The organism is Corynebacterium sp. KPL2734 (assembly GCF_040225595.1).
Lineage (GTDB): Bacteria > Actinomycetota > Actinomycetes > Mycobacteriales > Mycobacteriaceae > Corynebacterium > Corynebacterium rhinophilum.
Genome location: NZ_JBEHFO010000017.1, coordinates 1 through 14,567 on the forward strand (window position 1 = coordinate 1; position 14,567 = coordinate 14,567).

Consider the following 14,567-nt stretch of genomic DNA (forward strand, 5'->3'; position numbering starts at 1 on the left):
AATGGCCGTAGCCTTTCCCGCCCGCTTCGACAAATACCTATAAACCTAGCCCCACACACAAACAACTTGACACGCTCCACCGGCACGAGGCTTACCACGGGTTACAGATACACCACACTAGCGGACGCAACCACCGTGCCGAGCAACTTGTGGTTGTGGATACCGGCTAGCACCTTGGTGACAATGCGCTCAGTGGCCACAATCTGATAAGGGCGCATAATCCGCAACACTATGGCCGAAATATTTTGCGTACCTCAACCTCTAAGTCGTGCTCACCTGAATTCTCATGAGTGACATGTAAACCTGCTCTCACACCCTTGGTAGAACACACAGAATCGTCATGGTAAAGACCCTCAATGTGAAGTGGGAAGATTGTAGACCGGCTAAGATGCCCGCACTACGCTGCGGCTTCACCAGTGGTAAGAGGCCCTCGCCCGCCTTGAAGGCGCTCTGAACCTCCAAAGCCCTTACTCCACCACCCTGCGAGTGAAGCGAAAGCCATCGTTACTTACTTTTCTCCAATCATAAGATCCACGAGAGCTCCTAGATTGTTAGCGCACCTCTTACCGTTTTCAGCAGGCCTGTTACGACGGCATCCCAGTGCCCATCTTCGGTCTCTACGATTCAGGATTTGTGGTCCCACTATGTCGTTTCGCAAGTTCATTAGCTAGATCAGCAGTGATTTTTACTGCTTCCGGGGGATCGGTGACCCAGATGTGGTCCCCAAACTGAAGCAATTGCCTTACCCCCTGAATATCCGCATATCCCACCACGATACGGACAAAGTTTTCGTCCACGGGTTCATAATGGATAAGCCGTGATCCCAAAATACGAGATGCCATATCAAGCCGAGTCGCTCGAAGAAGTGCGGTGATTCGAACTGGCATGTCTTCTTCTAATTGCTCAACGAGCTGCGCCCACACCCTTGCCAAACTTTGCCCTGGACGAAGCTGAGCAGCTTGACCTAAAACGCGAAAGGTTTCTAAACGCGAGACTGCCAACATCCTTGGTTCCCCATCGATATCGACGACCAAGTACCAACTTCTACCCTTGTGTACAAGCCCATAAGGATCAGCCACAGCACGTTGTTGCTTCTTGTCCCCGCTTCGGCGATAGGACACCTCAATTCGAGCTTCTTTCCGTACAGCCTCTAGCAACTCTTCTAAGTCGTTTTGGGTTTCATTGCTAAACCAGCCACTGGAATCAAGTAGGACCTTTTCTTCCAAATTATGAGTATCGGACGCTTTAGAGAATGAGACTGCGTTCATTTTCTTCTGCAGCAGGGCGATGTCTTGGCCAAAACCCAAGTGTGCGAGTGAATCTGCCCCGACGCCAAGAATCCTCATCAGCTGAATCTCAGTCGGATCCAATCGAGAAGCGTTCAATCGAGCGCGCCTATCGAGCACAATCCCACCATGCATACCTTGCTCCGTATAAACAGGTATTCCTGCGGCCGAGAGTGCATCAACGTCACGCAGTATTGTGCGCTGGGAAACCTCAAAATGCGAAGCCAGCTCGGCAGACGTAGCACGGCCTCGGGTTTGCAATAGCAAGAGCATAGACAACAAGCGCGCCGATCTCATGCCGTAATTATCACTGGAACCACAATATTTTCCGGAATATGACACTCCTTGTCAGGTTTGTTTGCTCCAATGCACTGCGTCCACGTAAACAACACCACTCACCGAAAGGAGAATGGCGATGCCAACCCCCAATCTTTTCCTAACCTATGTCTCCGATACAGAGATCTCGACTGCCTTCTACAGCGACTTATTCGATATGCAGCCATCGTTCATCAGTCCTCGATATGTAGCATTCGAGATTTCAAAGGATGTCCTGTTTGCTGTGTGGACCGGCCATAACACCCACATGGAGAAACAGACACCGCGAACGAGCGAAATAGGTTTGATGCTGGATGGACCGGCAAGCCGCATCGATGAGACATACCGTCTATGGAAATCGAAAGGAATCCAAATTGTGCAGCCACCCTACGATGATGTCTTCGGCCGCACCTTCGTTGTTGCCGACCCTGATGGAAACCTTATCCGCGTCAGCCCAGTCGATTAACTCCTAGATCAGGATTCAACGACTAGGAAATCCTCCAACACCCGGGAAACACCTCAGTTGGAGGATTCCAAGTGACCCTAAGTAGGATCTCAAGTCAAGGATGGTTTAGGCACACCAGCTTTCCCGTACAACGAACCCCTAAAACTGCTTGGCCTATGGGCGCAGCAGAGATCCACCGAAAGTAATGGCCCGGTCCCAAATCGAACTACGAGATCGAGATCATGCAATAAAACTATTATCCTCTCGACCCTGCCAACCAAACCTAAGCAAACATCAAGCCTCGGACTGACTGCCTACACAATAAACCGAAACTCAAAAGAAGGGTGTCAGATCAAGATGACTTGTTGACACCATCGAAAACAAAATTCGAAAGACGTGTCGACCGGCTCGGGCGGGATTTAGGATGTAAAACCCCACACTTACAATCCTCGACCACTAAAGTTCAGAAAAAGAAAGAAACCGGAGGTCACTAACCCTTTCGAGTTTGTTACTTCCGGTGGTGCAGTTTGTTCAACTGCTCATTGTGCCCGGGGCGGTGTCTGGTTCCATGACATCGTTCCGCATGTCTCATGAGATCGTTCCGGTTCGCCCTGCAAGAATGTCTCACCACATCGATCCGGCAGACAACCCATGGATGAAAATGCCCCAACTGGGCAAAAAGGAATGTCTCGAGACATCGTTCCAACAAGGTCATAGTGCGTTAACGTCAAGCAGATAGTTACACGTACCTTAAGCTCAGCTTCCACCGAAGATAGCAGGCACGCGAGAGGCTCAAAAGTGCCTCGTCGCAAAGTTCTGGCGCCCGCAGAACCTGCATCGAAGGCTTACATTCCGCACCGAACAGTACTTCGCCCGGGCAGATTCCATCGGGCGTCGACGATCCATGAATCGGGAAATTAAGCCACAAAGATCCTAAAGTTTTGAACATTTTTGGGCACCGCAAAAAAGAAAAATCTCGAGACACCATAGGAACGATGTCTCGAGACTTCACATTGTGCCCGGGGCGGGACTTGAACCCGCACGTCCTTATCGAACACTGGCACCTGAAGCCAGCGCGTCTGCCAATTCCGCCACCCGGGCAGGGTGTGGTTGTCAGTGCGACTAGATAAAGATAGCACAGGGAGTGCATGCAATTACAAATCAGCAGGAAAAGCGGATTATTTTGCGCATTTAATGGCGAAAAACTAGGAACTTTCGCGCCGCCGTCTACGTTTGAAAGGGGTATACAAACTATAATGGCTACTACTGATCACTACTGATCGCTGTATAGCGGAAAGGAGCAAAATTCGTGGCGTTTTTAGAAAGGCTGGCGAAGCTTGATTCCGCTATGCAACGCGGCCTTGATAACGGCATGGCTTTTGTCTTCGGCGGCAAGGTCGTTCCTGCAGAGATTGATGAGCTTTTGAAGCAAGAAGCCCAAGACAATCTCGGCCACGGGGACGATGACAAACTCTATAGTCCCAATGTCATGACTGTAGGTGTCTCCTCCAAGGATTTGGAGAACTTGTCGCAAGATTCGGATTTGCCTGCCGATTGCGCAGACCAATTATCTCGCTTTATCCGCAATAACGGATGGTCCCTCGCTGGTCCCGTCATTGTGCGGATTGCGGAGGAATCGGGCCTGCGCACGGGCCAGCTTCGTGTGTCCTCGTTTATAGATCACGAGCCCACAGAAGAGACCGGTTTCGAGGCGATTTTCCACGACTTTGATGGTCAGGAGGACCAGATGACCAACCCGCACGAAAATAATGCGGATGACGCAGCTACTACCGCTTTCATTGCGCAAGATGACCAACCCGCGCCGCAAACGCAGGGCCCCGCAGTCAATTTGATGTTGCAGGATGGCTCTTCCCGCGTCTATCACGTGCAGGAAGGGTCAAATATTATTGGCCGCAGCAATGATGCAGATTTGCGCCTGCCGGATACGGGCGTGTCCCGCCAGCACGCGGAAATCACGTGGAACGGTGAAGATGCCGTGTTGGTGGATTTGCAGTCCACCAATGGCACCACGGTCAATGACACTCCCATTGATAACTGGCTGCTTGCCGATGGCGATGTGATCACCATGGGCCATTCCCACGTCGAGGTCCGCATTACGGGCCTTGATTCGCATAGTTACTAATTCACACTGAGGAAGGGAGGCCGCCATGGATGCAGTCATCATGCTGGCGCTTCGCATCGGCTTATTGGCTCTTTTGTGGGTATTTGTCCTGGTGGCCTTGAATGCCATGCGGCGGGATACCAATAAATCCGCAGGTGCTATGCCACAGCCGTCAAAAATGGGTGCGTCCCCACGCAGTCACGCTGCGGTGAAGCAGCTTTCTATTGTGGAGGGCCCTTTGCAGGGATCCCACATGAATTTGGGCACGCTCGAGGAATGCACCTTGGGCCGCGCCGCTGACTGTGATTTTGTCACTGGGGATGATTACTCTTCCGGCCATCATGCACGCCTATTTCGCCGCGGCAGCGAGTGGGTAGTGGAGGATTTGGAATCTCGCAACGGAACCCTCGTCAATGGTGTGCGCATCGACCAACCTGAGGTAGTCGGCGCGAACTCCGAGATTAAGCTAGGCCGCACTACCGTGAGGTTGAACGCATGACACTGAAGTTAAACTTTTTTGCCAAGTCGGACCGCGGGCTTATCCGCGGTAATAATGAGGACTCCGGTTACGCCGGATCCCACCTGCTGATTTTGGCCGATGGCATGGGCGGGCATGCCGCAGGTGAGGTCGCCTCCCAACTCATGGTCAACCACCTCGAAATCCTAGATCAGGATCCGGGTAAGGAGGACACGGAGGCACTCCTTGCAGCTGCTGCCGATGACGCCAATGAAGCCATCAGCGAGCACGTCACCGCCCACCCGGAGACTGAAGGTATGGGCACGACGCTGTCCACGATGCTGTTCAATGGCACGACCTTTGGTGTCTGCCATGTGGGTGATTCGCGCGCTTATTTGCTGCGCGATGGCAAGCTCGAGCAAATCACCAAGGATGATACCTATGTGCAATCCTTGGTGGATAAGGGCGAGCTGGCTGCAGAAGATGTTTCTTCCCACCCACAAAAGTCCCTCATCTTGAAGGCCTATACCGGCCGTTCGGTGGAGCCGACGCTCTTCACGTTCGAAGCCAAGGCGGGTGACCGCATCCTGCTGTGCTCGGATGGGCTTTCGGACCCAGTTACCGCTTCCACGATTGAGACTGCCCTTGGCCAGGGAAGCATCGAACAGGCGGGCTCCACCCTCGTGGATCTCGCTATTCGTTCGGGCGGACCGGACAATGTCACCGTCGTCATCGCCGAGGTCACGGAAGAAAAACCCGCCACCCACGAGCCGTTCCGCGTTGGTGCTCTTGCAGGTTCGGTAGAAGAGCCCACGCACCCGGATTCCTCGGCGTCACGCGCCGCGAAACTCACCCGTAAACCCCAGGTGATTCCGCCGGCCGTCATGGCCGATGAAGACAATGCGGCTAAGGACTCCGATGAAGAAGAGGCAGAAGACGAGCCCCCTCGACGAAAAATTGGGTGGAAGATCCTCATCGCCCTCATCATCATCTTGGCGCTCGTTATTGGCGCAGGGCTGTGGGTAAAGAATTTCTTGTCCAATAACTATTACGCCGAGACCAACGACGCACAAGAAATCACTGTCCTCAAAGGCGCGGATTATTCCTTATTTGGCAAGGATTTAAGCTCCACTCACCAATACGTGTGCATTAATGACCAGAACTCCTTGCTGTTTTCTGCCCAGAAGTGCAAGGGGGACTTCACCCCGTTGAAGGTCTCTGATCTGCCCGAGTCTGAGCGCGGCGCGGTCAATCATATTTCTGCCGGTGACCTGAGCGAGGTTCAGGATCAGATTAATGACCTGGGTGAAAAGGCACTCAAGCCATGTATCACTGCGCCGAGCCAAAAAGACAATAAAGACACCAAGGAAAACAAACCTGGGGTCACTTGTAGGGAGGTGTAGCTGATGCAGAAGTTTTTTAGCCGGAGAATCGAACTCGGCCTCCTTATTCTCGCCGCGGTCGTCTTTGCCATCACCTTGGTCAGTTTGGAGCTGTCGCAGGATAATGCGCTTACGACAGACTTGATCTACCTCATCGGTGGATTCATTGGTGTCTTTACCATTGCCCACTTGGCAATGTGCTTCTTGGCGCCCTACGCGGACCAGATCATGTTGCCTATCGTGGCCATCCTTAATGGCATTGGGCTTATCGTTTTGGCCCGCTTGGATTTGGTCAATGATCGGGGTCTCGCGGTCCGCCAGGTCATGTGGACCGTCGTTGGCCTCGTGCTCTTTGTGCTGGTCCTGGCGGTTGTCAAGGACCATCGGTCACTCACCCGCTATTCCTATATCTTGGGTGCGGCTGGCCTCGTACTGTTGGCGCTGCCATTGGTGTGGCCACAACCTGATGGCGTTGAGGCGCGCATTTGGCTGAACTTCGGGCCATTTTCCATCCAGCCGGGTGAGTTCTCCAAGATCATGCTGATCTTATTCTTTGCCATGCTGCTGACGCAGAAGCGATCCCTCTTTACTGTGGCTGGATATCGCTTCCTAGGGATTTCCCTGCCTCGCTTGCGCGACCTCGCCCCCATTCTCATCGTGTGGGCCATCGCCATTATCATCATGGGAATTTCCAATGACTTTGGTCCGGCGCTGCTGCTCTTCAGCACGGTGCTGGGCATGCTATTTATGGCTACCGGCCGGGTCAGCTGGCTTTTTATTGGCCTCGTCCTCGTTGGTATCGGCGGCTTTGGCATTTACCAGGTATCCGAAAAGATTCAGCAGCGTTTTTCCAACTTCATGGACCCGCTGGCTAACTATGACAACACTGGATACCAATTGGCCCAGTCCCTTTTTGGTATGTCCTCTGGCGGTATTTCCGGCAGCGGCTTGGGCCAAGGACACCCCGAATTGGTTCCGGTGGCGCACTCAGACTTTATCCTCGCCGCCATCGGTGAGGAATTGGGCCTGATTGGTCTAGCTGCCGTTCTGGTCCTCTTTGGCATGTTGGTTACCCGCGGATTCAATACCGCGTTGCGTACCCGCGATACCTACGGCAAACTGGTCGCTTCAGGCCTTTCTCTTACTTTGGCGGTACAGGTCTTCGTCGTCACCGGTGGCATTTCCGCCCTGCTGCCGATGACCGGCTTGACCACTCCTTTCATGTCCGCCGGTGGTTCCTCTCTCATGGCTAACTATGTACTGTTGGCGATTTTGCTGCGGATCTCTAACGCAGCACGCCGACCCATGCAGGAGAACTCGAGCAACGCTCCGAGTGACACCTCCATGTTCCCGTCGGTTCAGGAGGCTTACCGATGAACAAATCCATCCGCCTAGTATCCCTATTTGCCATCATCTTGACCGCGGTTCTGTTGGTGAACCTGACGGTCATTCAGGCATTTTCGGATGATAAATACGCGCATAACGCGAAGAACTCGCGCGGGTTTATAGAATTGCAGACCACCCCGCGCGGACAGATCTATTCCGGCAATACGGTGCTGGCGCAATCCACGGAAAATCCTGATGAGACCTACTCCCGGTCTTATCCCATCGATTCGCCCGCTTTTGGCAATGTCACCGGCTATTTGTCCAGCCAATTTGGTGCTTCGGAATTGGAATCTTCGCAGAACGAAATTCTCAATGGCACGGACGATTCCCTGTTCAAACAGCACTGGCTGGATACCATCGCGAATAAGCCCACCAAGGGAGCCAATGTAGAAGTCACCATCGATCCGGCATTGCAACAGGCTGCGTATGACCAGTTGGCGGGCCCTGGGTACGAAGGATCGGCTGTTGCCATCCAGCCGTCGACGGGCAAGGTTCTGGCCATGGCCTCCAACCCGGGCTTTAACCCAAATTCATTGGTGGGCGAGTCCGCTGAGGAGGCTTGGGCAGGTTTGCAGGAACAGGCCGGTCAGCCACTGGTCAACCATGCAGCGGCGGATACCTTGCCGCCGGGATCTATTTTCAAAATCATTACGACTGCGGCCGGATTGAATAATGGATACAATCCCTCGTCGAGCCTGACCGGTGCCAACGTGATTACCTTGCCCGATACCGTCACGGAGCTGACGAACTACGGCAATGAGAAATGCAATGGCCAGGATTCCGTGACTCTGCAGACCGCCTTCGCGCTGTCGTGTAATACCGCATTTGTGCAGATGTCTGAGCAGATCGGCGCGGATGAGCTGCGCAAGTACGCGGATGCTTTCGGCGTCGGCAAGAAATACGACTTGGGTGTCTCTTCTTCCGCAGGCACCTTGGGAGACCTGCCGGATGGTGCAGCGACGGCGCAATCGGCCATCGGCCAGCGCGATGTCACCATGAGTGCGCTGCAGGCGGCAGTCATGGCCGGAACCGTGGCCAATAAGGGCACGCGCATGGAGCCTTACCTAGTCAATCGCATTACCGATGCCCAGATGAAGGAAATCCGCACCACCAAGCCCAAGAAGGCCGGCGAGGCCGTCACGGAAGAGACCGCATCGACCATTCGGGACTTGATGTTTGCCTCCGAGCGTTCTTCGTGGGGCTACGACGGCAATGGCTTTGCATCCAAGACCGGTACCGCCGAGCACGGCGAAGGCCTGGCTCCGCATGTGTGGTACGTCGCCTTTGACCCGGACCGCGATATTGCCGTCGGGGTCGTCGTCAAGAATGGCGGTAACTTGGGCGAATCCGCGACGGGCGGCAGAGTCTCTGGCCCAATTGGTCGTGCCATCTTGAGCGCATACCAGGGGGAACAGTAATGAAGAATACCGAGAACAAAGACCATCTCCAGGAACTCATCGGCAGCGACTACGAGCTGCAGTGGATCATTGGCCACGGCGGCATGTCCACGGTGTGGCTTGCCGATGACACTCGTAATGACCGCGAAGTAGCCATCAAGGTGTTGCGGCCGGAATTTTCTGATAACCAGGAATTCCTCTCCCGCTTCCGCAATGAAGCGGAATCCGCTGAATCTATCCAGTCCGATAACGTGGTGGCCACGTATGACTACCGCGAGCTGGAAGATAATGGCCGCAAATTCTGCTTCATGGCCTTGGAATACGTGCGGGGCGAATCCCTCGCGGACCTGCTCGCGCGCGAGAACACCTTGCAGGAAGAACTCGCGCTGGACGTGCTTGAGCAAGCGGGTCACGGTCTATCCATTATCCACCGGATGGGCTTGGTGCACCGCGATATTAAGCCCGGCAACCTGATGATTACCCAAAATGGGCAGGTGAAAATTACGGACTTTGGCATCGCCAAGGCCGCCGCCGCGGTACCGCTCACGCGCACCGGCATGGTGGTGGGTACTGCCCAGTACGTTTCGCCTGAACAAGCGCAGGGCAAGGAAGTCTCCCCTGCCTCTGATATCTATTCGCTCGGCGTCGTTGGTTACGAGATGCTCGGCGGCAAGCGTCCCTTTTCGGGCGATTCCTCCGTGTCCATTGCTCTTGCCCACATCAACCAAGAGCCAGAACCGCTGTCGACCACGATTAGCGCCCCGGCGCGCGAGCTCATCCGCATCGCACTGCGCAAGGATCCCAATACCCGCTATGCCGATGGCAATGAATTCACGGTCGCGGTATCCGATGTGCGCTTGGGCAAGCGCCCGCCGCGTCCGAAGTCCATTCCGCCCCACCAGCAGGCCCCAGAGCCATCGCCTTCGGCATCGACCGAAATGCTTGCCGATGTCGCCCAGCCCACCACCATCCATCCGGCGGCGGGGACGGCGGCGAGTGCTGCCGCGCCACAACGCAAGGCAGCATCAGCTCCGGACAGTGATTCGAAGGGCGGGAAGTCATTCCTCAAGGGCCTGGGCATCGTCGCAGCCATCGCCCTGCTTGCCGCGGGTGGCTACGCCATAATGAACCTCATTAGTAGCGAGGGCGGCGACAGCGAGCCTTCCTCTACCCAAGAAACTTCCGTGGTTACCGAATACCGGGATCCCACAACCACGCAAGTAGAAACCCTGGAGGAGGACGAAGGTACGAATGAGACGCCGCAGGAAGTGACGGTAACGGAGACGGAACCCACGGATCAGGAGAGCAATCAGGCACCGCGTGATAATCGCCGGCAGCAGCAGACCCCGAACCAGCAGGCTCCGACGCGAAACCAGCAGCGCCCGAATGCTCCGACGCAGCAACGCCAGCCCCAGCAGCCGCAGGTCGAAAACACACCTGAGCAGAACAACACAGTAAACTCACGGCCCGATGAGCTTCCTGGGGATTTATCTGATTTATTAAGACAGGATGGTGACTAAGCCATGGTCAATGACCGGTACCGGCTCGGTGAGATCATCGGCTCCGGCGGCATGTCCGAGGTATTTGCCGCAGAAGACACCACTTTAGGCCGGCAAGTAGCGGTAAAAATGCTGCGCACGGAGATGGCTCGCGATATCAACTTCCGCGAGCGCTTCTACCGCGAGGCGCAGAACTCGGGCAAATTAAACCATCCCAATATCGTCGCGGTCTATGACACCGGCGAGACCGAGATGGACGGCATGACCATCCCGTATATCGTGATGGAGCGGGTCAACGGGGCCACGCTGCGCGATATTATTCGCGAAGATGGCCCGCTGCCTGCCCAAGAGGCGGCGGAGATCCTCAAGCCGGTCGCGGAGGCCTTGCAGGCATCCCATGAGGCGGGAATCATTCACCGCGATATCAAACCGGCGAATATCATGCTCACCAACACCGGCCAGGTGAAGGTGATGGACTTTGGCATCGCCCGTGCGTTGGATGATTCGACCTCGGCGATGACCCAAACTTCTGCCGTTATCGGTACCGCCCAGTACCTTTCCCCGGAGCAGGCGCGCGGCAAGAACGCCGATGCGCGTTCTGATGTCTATGCGCTGGGCTGCGTCATGTACGAGGTACTCACCGGCCGCACCCCGTTCGAAGGCGAAACCCCCTTTGCCGTGGCTTACCAGCATGTGCAGGAAGAACCAACCCCGCCTTCGGAGCTTATCGATGACCCCTCGTTGACCCCCACCCAGCGGGTCAATATCGATGCGGTGGTACTGACCGCGATGGCCAAGCACCCCGCGGACCGCTACCAGTCTGCGTGGGAGATGGCCGGCGATTTGGATCGCCTGCGCACGGGCCAGGTCACCGAGGCTGCCCGCATGCACGTCAACGAGGACGATGCCACAACGGCGATGCCCGCGCCGGCCACCGCTACTGCTACATCCCACCGGGCACCGATCGAATCGACGCGTCCTACCGGAGCACCCGAAGAAGATGAAGGCGGCGGCTGGATGAAGTGGCTCGCGCTGCTTCTCGTCGCGCTGTTGGTCGCCATCTTGGGCTATTTTGCCTGGGATTTCTGGAGCAGCGACGATGAAAAGAATAGGGACGGCCGGAACCAAACCGAGGTAGCGGAACACAATAGCGTCATCGTGCCGGAGGTAGAAAACCGCCCGCGCAATGAAGTGGTCAAAGAGCTCGAGGACTTGGGGCTTCTCGTCACCGTGAACGAAGAGGCTAACCCGGATATCGACCGCAATAATGCGATTCGCATCAATCCGGCCCCGGGTTCGGAATTGCAGAAGAACGCCTCGGTCACCTTGACCGTTTCTTCCGGCAAGGAAATCATCGATGTCCCGGATATCACCGGCATGAACTTGGATCAGGCCGCGCAGGTCTTGGAAGAGGCAGGCCTGGAGCTGAACTCCGATATTTCTGAGCGCAATGATGAGGCCCCCGCCGGCGAGGTAATCCAGCAGAACCCCGCGGGTGGTACCCAATTGTCCAAGGGCTCGAAGGTCCGGGTGACGGTGTCTAAGGGCATCGAAAAGAAGCGCGTTCCTGATGTTTCCGGCTTGAACGAAGAGGATGCGCGCAGCCGCCTCGAAGCCAGTGACTTCGACGTCAATGTCCGCGAAGTCGATTCCTTAGAGCCGGAAGGCACCGTGCTAAACGTCTCCAACCAGGGCGCGCAGCTGGAAAAGGGCCAGACTGTCACCATTGAGGTATCCAATGGGATGCTCATGAAGGCACCCGAGGTAATGGACAAGAATCAAGGACAAGCCGAAAATGCCCTGCGCCAGGCGGGCTGGAATGGCCAGCTGCGCGTGGGCGAGCCAATTCCTACCGGCGCCTTGGTCGATAGCAATAAGATCGGTTGGACGTCCATCAATCCTGGCGATACCATCCGCAAGGATCAGGACGTGGAGGTTCGCATCTGGAAATTCGAAGCCTCGGCGCTACTGCCGTAACCACCGCTGCTGGTATCGTAATTCATCAGTAAGCACTGAGATAAGAACTGAAATCTAGAGAAGGTCTCTTATGCCAAAGTCAAAGATCACCCAGAGCTCTGCCACCCAGGTATCGAGCTCTGCCGGGGCGAACCGCACCCCAGTCAAAATCAACTCTGAAGGCACCCCGAAGTGGTACGTGGCCATCATGCTTGGCCTGATGGTCCTCGGCCTGCTGTGGCTCGTGGTCAATTACCTCGCCGGTGAATCCATCCCCTTCATGGCGGAGCTCGGCGGTTGGAACTACGGCATCGGCTTCGGCCTCGCCCTTATTGGCCTGCTCATGACCATGGGCTGGCGTTAGGCCTAGACCGCAACCAAAGAAATCCTCGCCGCCCACCACAAGGTTGAAGTGTTCCAGGTTTGTTCCGTTTGAGTAGATGGGAAAATCTGGAACATGCCAAGAAAATTTGACCAGGATGCAAAGGACCGCCTAGTCCGTCTCGTGGAAGACCGCATCGTGGCGGAAAACATGTCAATGCACCCCGCGTGCCAGGCAGTAGCTTCAAAGTTGGGGATCTCATGGCACACAGCTCGTCAATGGACTTGACCTCCAACAAAACGCTACATGTCACTTTCAGCACTCGAACACACCAAGCACCTCATGCACCACCCAGGAGATCATCGTGGCGACCACCACCAGCTAACCGCCTAACCAGCACCCCGAACTTCATACCGAGCCGAAAGCACAAACCACTACACCACTACACGGGACTTGACCGTTTGCGGGCGTTGGCATCAACGAATCCCAGCTCATGGAGCCACGAGGCGATTGTAGAACGCGACGGTGTGAAATCTGGACCTACGGTATCGAACAAGAAGTAGTAGATCGACCAAGGCCCATAATCCAAGCCTTGCTCCATCAACTGTTGCCTGGCGTGGACGACTGCGATTTTGTCGGCCTCGTGAAATTTCTTAACAAGATTCTTCGGGACAGTCGAATCCGGCACAATGCCTGCTCGGCCCTTCTGCGCTATCCGGTTTTTGATGTTGTGGTACGTCTGCCGCGAGATTGCCAATTCTTTGCACAACTGTGTAACCGTCTTGCCGTCACGAACGGGATCGAAATCTGCAACCTTTCTACGCTTATGCAATGGAATAGCCATCCGGCTATTCCACCGCCGCAAACGTCCAAAAAGCCACTAGACATCACAAGTAAGTGCTAGAAGTCGTCCCCACTTTTTCTATAGAGAAACCTCCGTGCCCGCACCCACAGCGTCAAGAGAGTTATTATAGCCCTGCAACAGCGTGCCAGAAACTGCGCACTCTTCCCTATCCGGTGACACATGCTGGGACGCACTCGCTAAATTCATAGCATGCTTTCTAAAAATAACCTTCCAGTTGCTAACCCCGCTCTGACACGCGCACTCTGCAAGGCACTCGTGGCAGGAGGGGAGGGAATCTCAGCTACGGAGATGCATAATGTCTTCGCCGCGGCCGGTATCATGGTGCTCGAGGGTTTTTCCTCCAAGACTGATATCGCCTACCACGCCTTGATGAACGAGCAACAATCCGCTGAATCGAGCAGGCCACTGGCACGTTTTGTTTCAGAGGCTCTAGCTCCAGCCCGGTTCTTGAAGGGGCCACAGAAGCGTCAACGGATCATCTCCGACGTCGACACAATCCTTCGCACCTATAGGTTCAGCGTCACCGAGGAGGGGCACATCGTCCCTACAGGTGAAGGCGTCATCGGCGCCGACGCCCTGACCAGGCGGATAAAAGAGAAGCTTGTCTTGCGCGGCACTCATCCCGAGGCGCTGAGATTTTGTGAAGAAGAACTGATTAATCAGTCGATGTTCCATGCTGTAACCGAAGCGACAAAGTCACTGATGGAACGTATCCGGCCCGCAGACTGCGCGCTTGACGGAGAGAAGCTCACTCAGTACGTGTTCGGTACACGCAATAACCCTGGGCCACGATTCATAAACGATTTCTCCAGCCCAGCAGATGAGGCCGAGCATTTCGGATTCATCCATCTACTCAACGGAATCTACGGACACCTTCGTAACGATCGCGCCCATCGCGCACGTCTGGGATCGGAAGAAAAGGGACAAGATTTTCTCGACGCCATGGCGATGATCTCCTATGCACACCGGGTCATCGACAGGAGTTGGCTGAAGGGCCAAGCCTAAGCTGCGGATGGTCGAATTACCGCCACCCCTAAGGCAATATGTCAGGGGTGGGAGGCGGTGGCGTCCCTGACAGCCGGCCAGTTACGCTTTCTTCTTGACGCTCGTAGGGGCAGCCCCGCGGATTGCTCCT

12 protein-coding genes and 1 tRNA gene are annotated in these 14,567 nt (G+C 55.3%); 10 read left to right on the forward strand and 3 right to left on the reverse strand.

The window, feature by feature from the left end; genetic code table 11:
• Positions 1-617 precede the first annotated feature (617 nt).
• Positions 618-1,628 (reverse strand): helix-turn-helix transcriptional regulator, encoded by a 1,011-nt coding sequence (locus ABRP88_RS09515; protein WP_210383605.1) that lies wholly within the window; start codon positions 1,626-1,628, stop codon positions 618-620.
• A gap of 73 nt (positions 1,629-1,701) precedes the next feature.
• Between ABRP88_RS09515 and ABRP88_RS09520 the strand changes: the two genes are divergently transcribed.
• Positions 1,702-2,067 (forward strand): VOC family protein, encoded by a 366-nt coding sequence (locus ABRP88_RS09520; protein ID WP_046648644.1) that lies wholly within the window; start codon positions 1,702-1,704, stop codon positions 2,065-2,067.
• A gap of 995 nt (positions 2,068-3,062) precedes the next feature.
• Here ABRP88_RS09520 and ABRP88_RS09525 read toward each other — a convergent pair.
• Positions 3,063-3,147, reverse strand: a tRNA-Leu gene (locus ABRP88_RS09525).
• 208 nt (positions 3,148-3,355) lie between these two features.
• Between ABRP88_RS09525 and ABRP88_RS09530 the strand changes: the two genes are divergently transcribed.
• From ABRP88_RS09530 to crgA, 8 genes are all read left to right on the forward strand, one after another.
• Positions 3,356-4,189: an FHA domain-containing protein gene (locus ABRP88_RS09530; protein WP_349837056.1), complete on the forward strand. Its 834-nt coding sequence runs from the start codon at positions 3,356-3,358 to the stop codon at positions 4,187-4,189.
• A gap of 25 nt (positions 4,190-4,214) precedes the next feature.
• Complete coding sequence (locus ABRP88_RS09535) at positions 4,215-4,667, forward strand: FHA domain-containing protein FhaB/FipA (RefSeq protein ID WP_005276102.1); 453 nt, start codon at positions 4,215-4,217, stop codon at positions 4,665-4,667.
• Entirely contained in the window at positions 4,664-6,028 is a 1,365-nt protein-coding gene (locus ABRP88_RS09540) for a PP2C family protein-serine/threonine phosphatase (RefSeq protein WP_349837057.1), read from the forward strand. Before ABRP88_RS09535 ends, ABRP88_RS09540 begins: the two co-directional genes overlap by 4 nt.
• A 3-nt stretch (positions 6,029-6,031) precedes the next feature.
• Positions 6,032-7,384: an FtsW/RodA/SpoVE family cell cycle protein gene (locus ABRP88_RS09545; protein WP_284854114.1), complete on the forward strand. Its 1,353-nt coding sequence runs from the start codon at positions 6,032-6,034 to the stop codon at positions 7,382-7,384.
• On the forward strand, positions 7,381-8,811 hold the full coding sequence (locus tag ABRP88_RS09550) for a penicillin-binding transpeptidase domain-containing protein (RefSeq protein ID WP_349837058.1): 1,431 nt from the start codon (positions 7,381-7,383) through the stop codon (positions 8,809-8,811). The genes ABRP88_RS09545 and ABRP88_RS09550 overlap by 4 nt, the downstream gene beginning before the upstream one ends.
• Positions 8,811-10,310 carry a serine/threonine-protein kinase gene (locus ABRP88_RS09555; RefSeq protein ID WP_349837059.1) on the forward strand — a complete coding sequence of 500 codons (1,500 nt, stop codon included), beginning with the start codon at positions 8,811-8,813 and terminating at the stop codon, positions 10,308-10,310. The genes ABRP88_RS09550 and ABRP88_RS09555 overlap by 1 nt, the downstream gene beginning before the upstream one ends.
• Positions 10,311-10,313: 3 nt before the next feature.
• Complete coding sequence (gene pknB / locus ABRP88_RS09560) at positions 10,314-12,266, forward strand: Stk1 family PASTA domain-containing Ser/Thr kinase (protein ID WP_349837060.1); 1,953 nt, start codon at positions 10,314-10,316, stop codon at positions 12,264-12,266.
• Positions 12,267-12,336: 70 nt separating this feature from the next.
• Positions 12,337-12,609, forward strand: a complete 273-nt coding sequence (gene crgA, locus ABRP88_RS09565; protein WP_237792249.1) for a cell division protein CrgA — start codon at positions 12,337-12,339, stop codon at positions 12,607-12,609.
• Between the two features lie 400 nt (positions 12,610-13,009).
• Here the strand turns inward: crgA and ABRP88_RS09570 are convergent, their stop codons facing one another.
• A complete protein-coding gene (locus tag ABRP88_RS09570; protein ID WP_349837061.1) occupies positions 13,010-13,411 on the reverse strand; it encodes a COG3415 family protein in 402 nt (133 codons plus the stop codon).
• Positions 13,412-13,621: 210 nt separating this feature from the next.
• Here ABRP88_RS09570 and ABRP88_RS09575 point away from each other — a divergent pair, with 210 nt between their 5' ends.
• On the forward strand, positions 13,622-14,437 hold the full coding sequence (locus ABRP88_RS09575) for a TIGR02391 family protein (RefSeq protein ID WP_237799780.1): 816 nt from the start codon (positions 13,622-13,624) through the stop codon (positions 14,435-14,437).
• The last annotated feature ends 130 nt before the right edge of the window (positions 14,438-14,567 follow it).

Coding starts and splice junctions, on each gene's coding strand:
- ABRP88_RS09520 (WP_046648644.1), top strand. CDS start 1,702: ATGCCAACCCCCAATCTTTTCCTAACCTATGTCTCCGATACAGAGATC.
- ABRP88_RS09535 (WP_005276102.1), top strand. CDS start 4,215: ATGGATGCAGTCATCATGCTGGCGCTTCGCATCGGCTTATTGGCTCTT.
- ABRP88_RS09540 (WP_349837057.1), top strand. CDS start 4,664: ATGACACTGAAGTTAAACTTTTTTGCCAAGTCGGACCGCGGGCTTATC.
- ABRP88_RS09545 (WP_284854114.1), top strand. CDS start 6,032: ATGCAGAAGTTTTTTAGCCGGAGAATCGAACTCGGCCTCCTTATTCTC.
- ABRP88_RS09550 (WP_349837058.1), top strand. CDS start 7,381: ATGAACAAATCCATCCGCCTAGTATCCCTATTTGCCATCATCTTGACC.
- ABRP88_RS09555 (WP_349837059.1), top strand. CDS start 8,811: ATGAAGAATACCGAGAACAAAGACCATCTCCAGGAACTCATCGGCAGC.
- pknB (WP_349837060.1), top strand. CDS start 10,314: ATGGTCAATGACCGGTACCGGCTCGGTGAGATCATCGGCTCCGGCGGC.
- crgA (WP_237792249.1), top strand. CDS start 12,337: ATGCCAAAGTCAAAGATCACCCAGAGCTCTGCCACCCAGGTATCGAGC.
- ABRP88_RS09570 (WP_349837061.1), bottom strand. CDS start 13,411: ATGGCTATTCCATTGCATAAGCGTAGAAAGGTTGCAGATTTCGATCCC.
- ABRP88_RS09575 (WP_237799780.1), top strand. CDS start 13,622: ATGCTTTCTAAAAATAACCTTCCAGTTGCTAACCCCGCTCTGACACGC.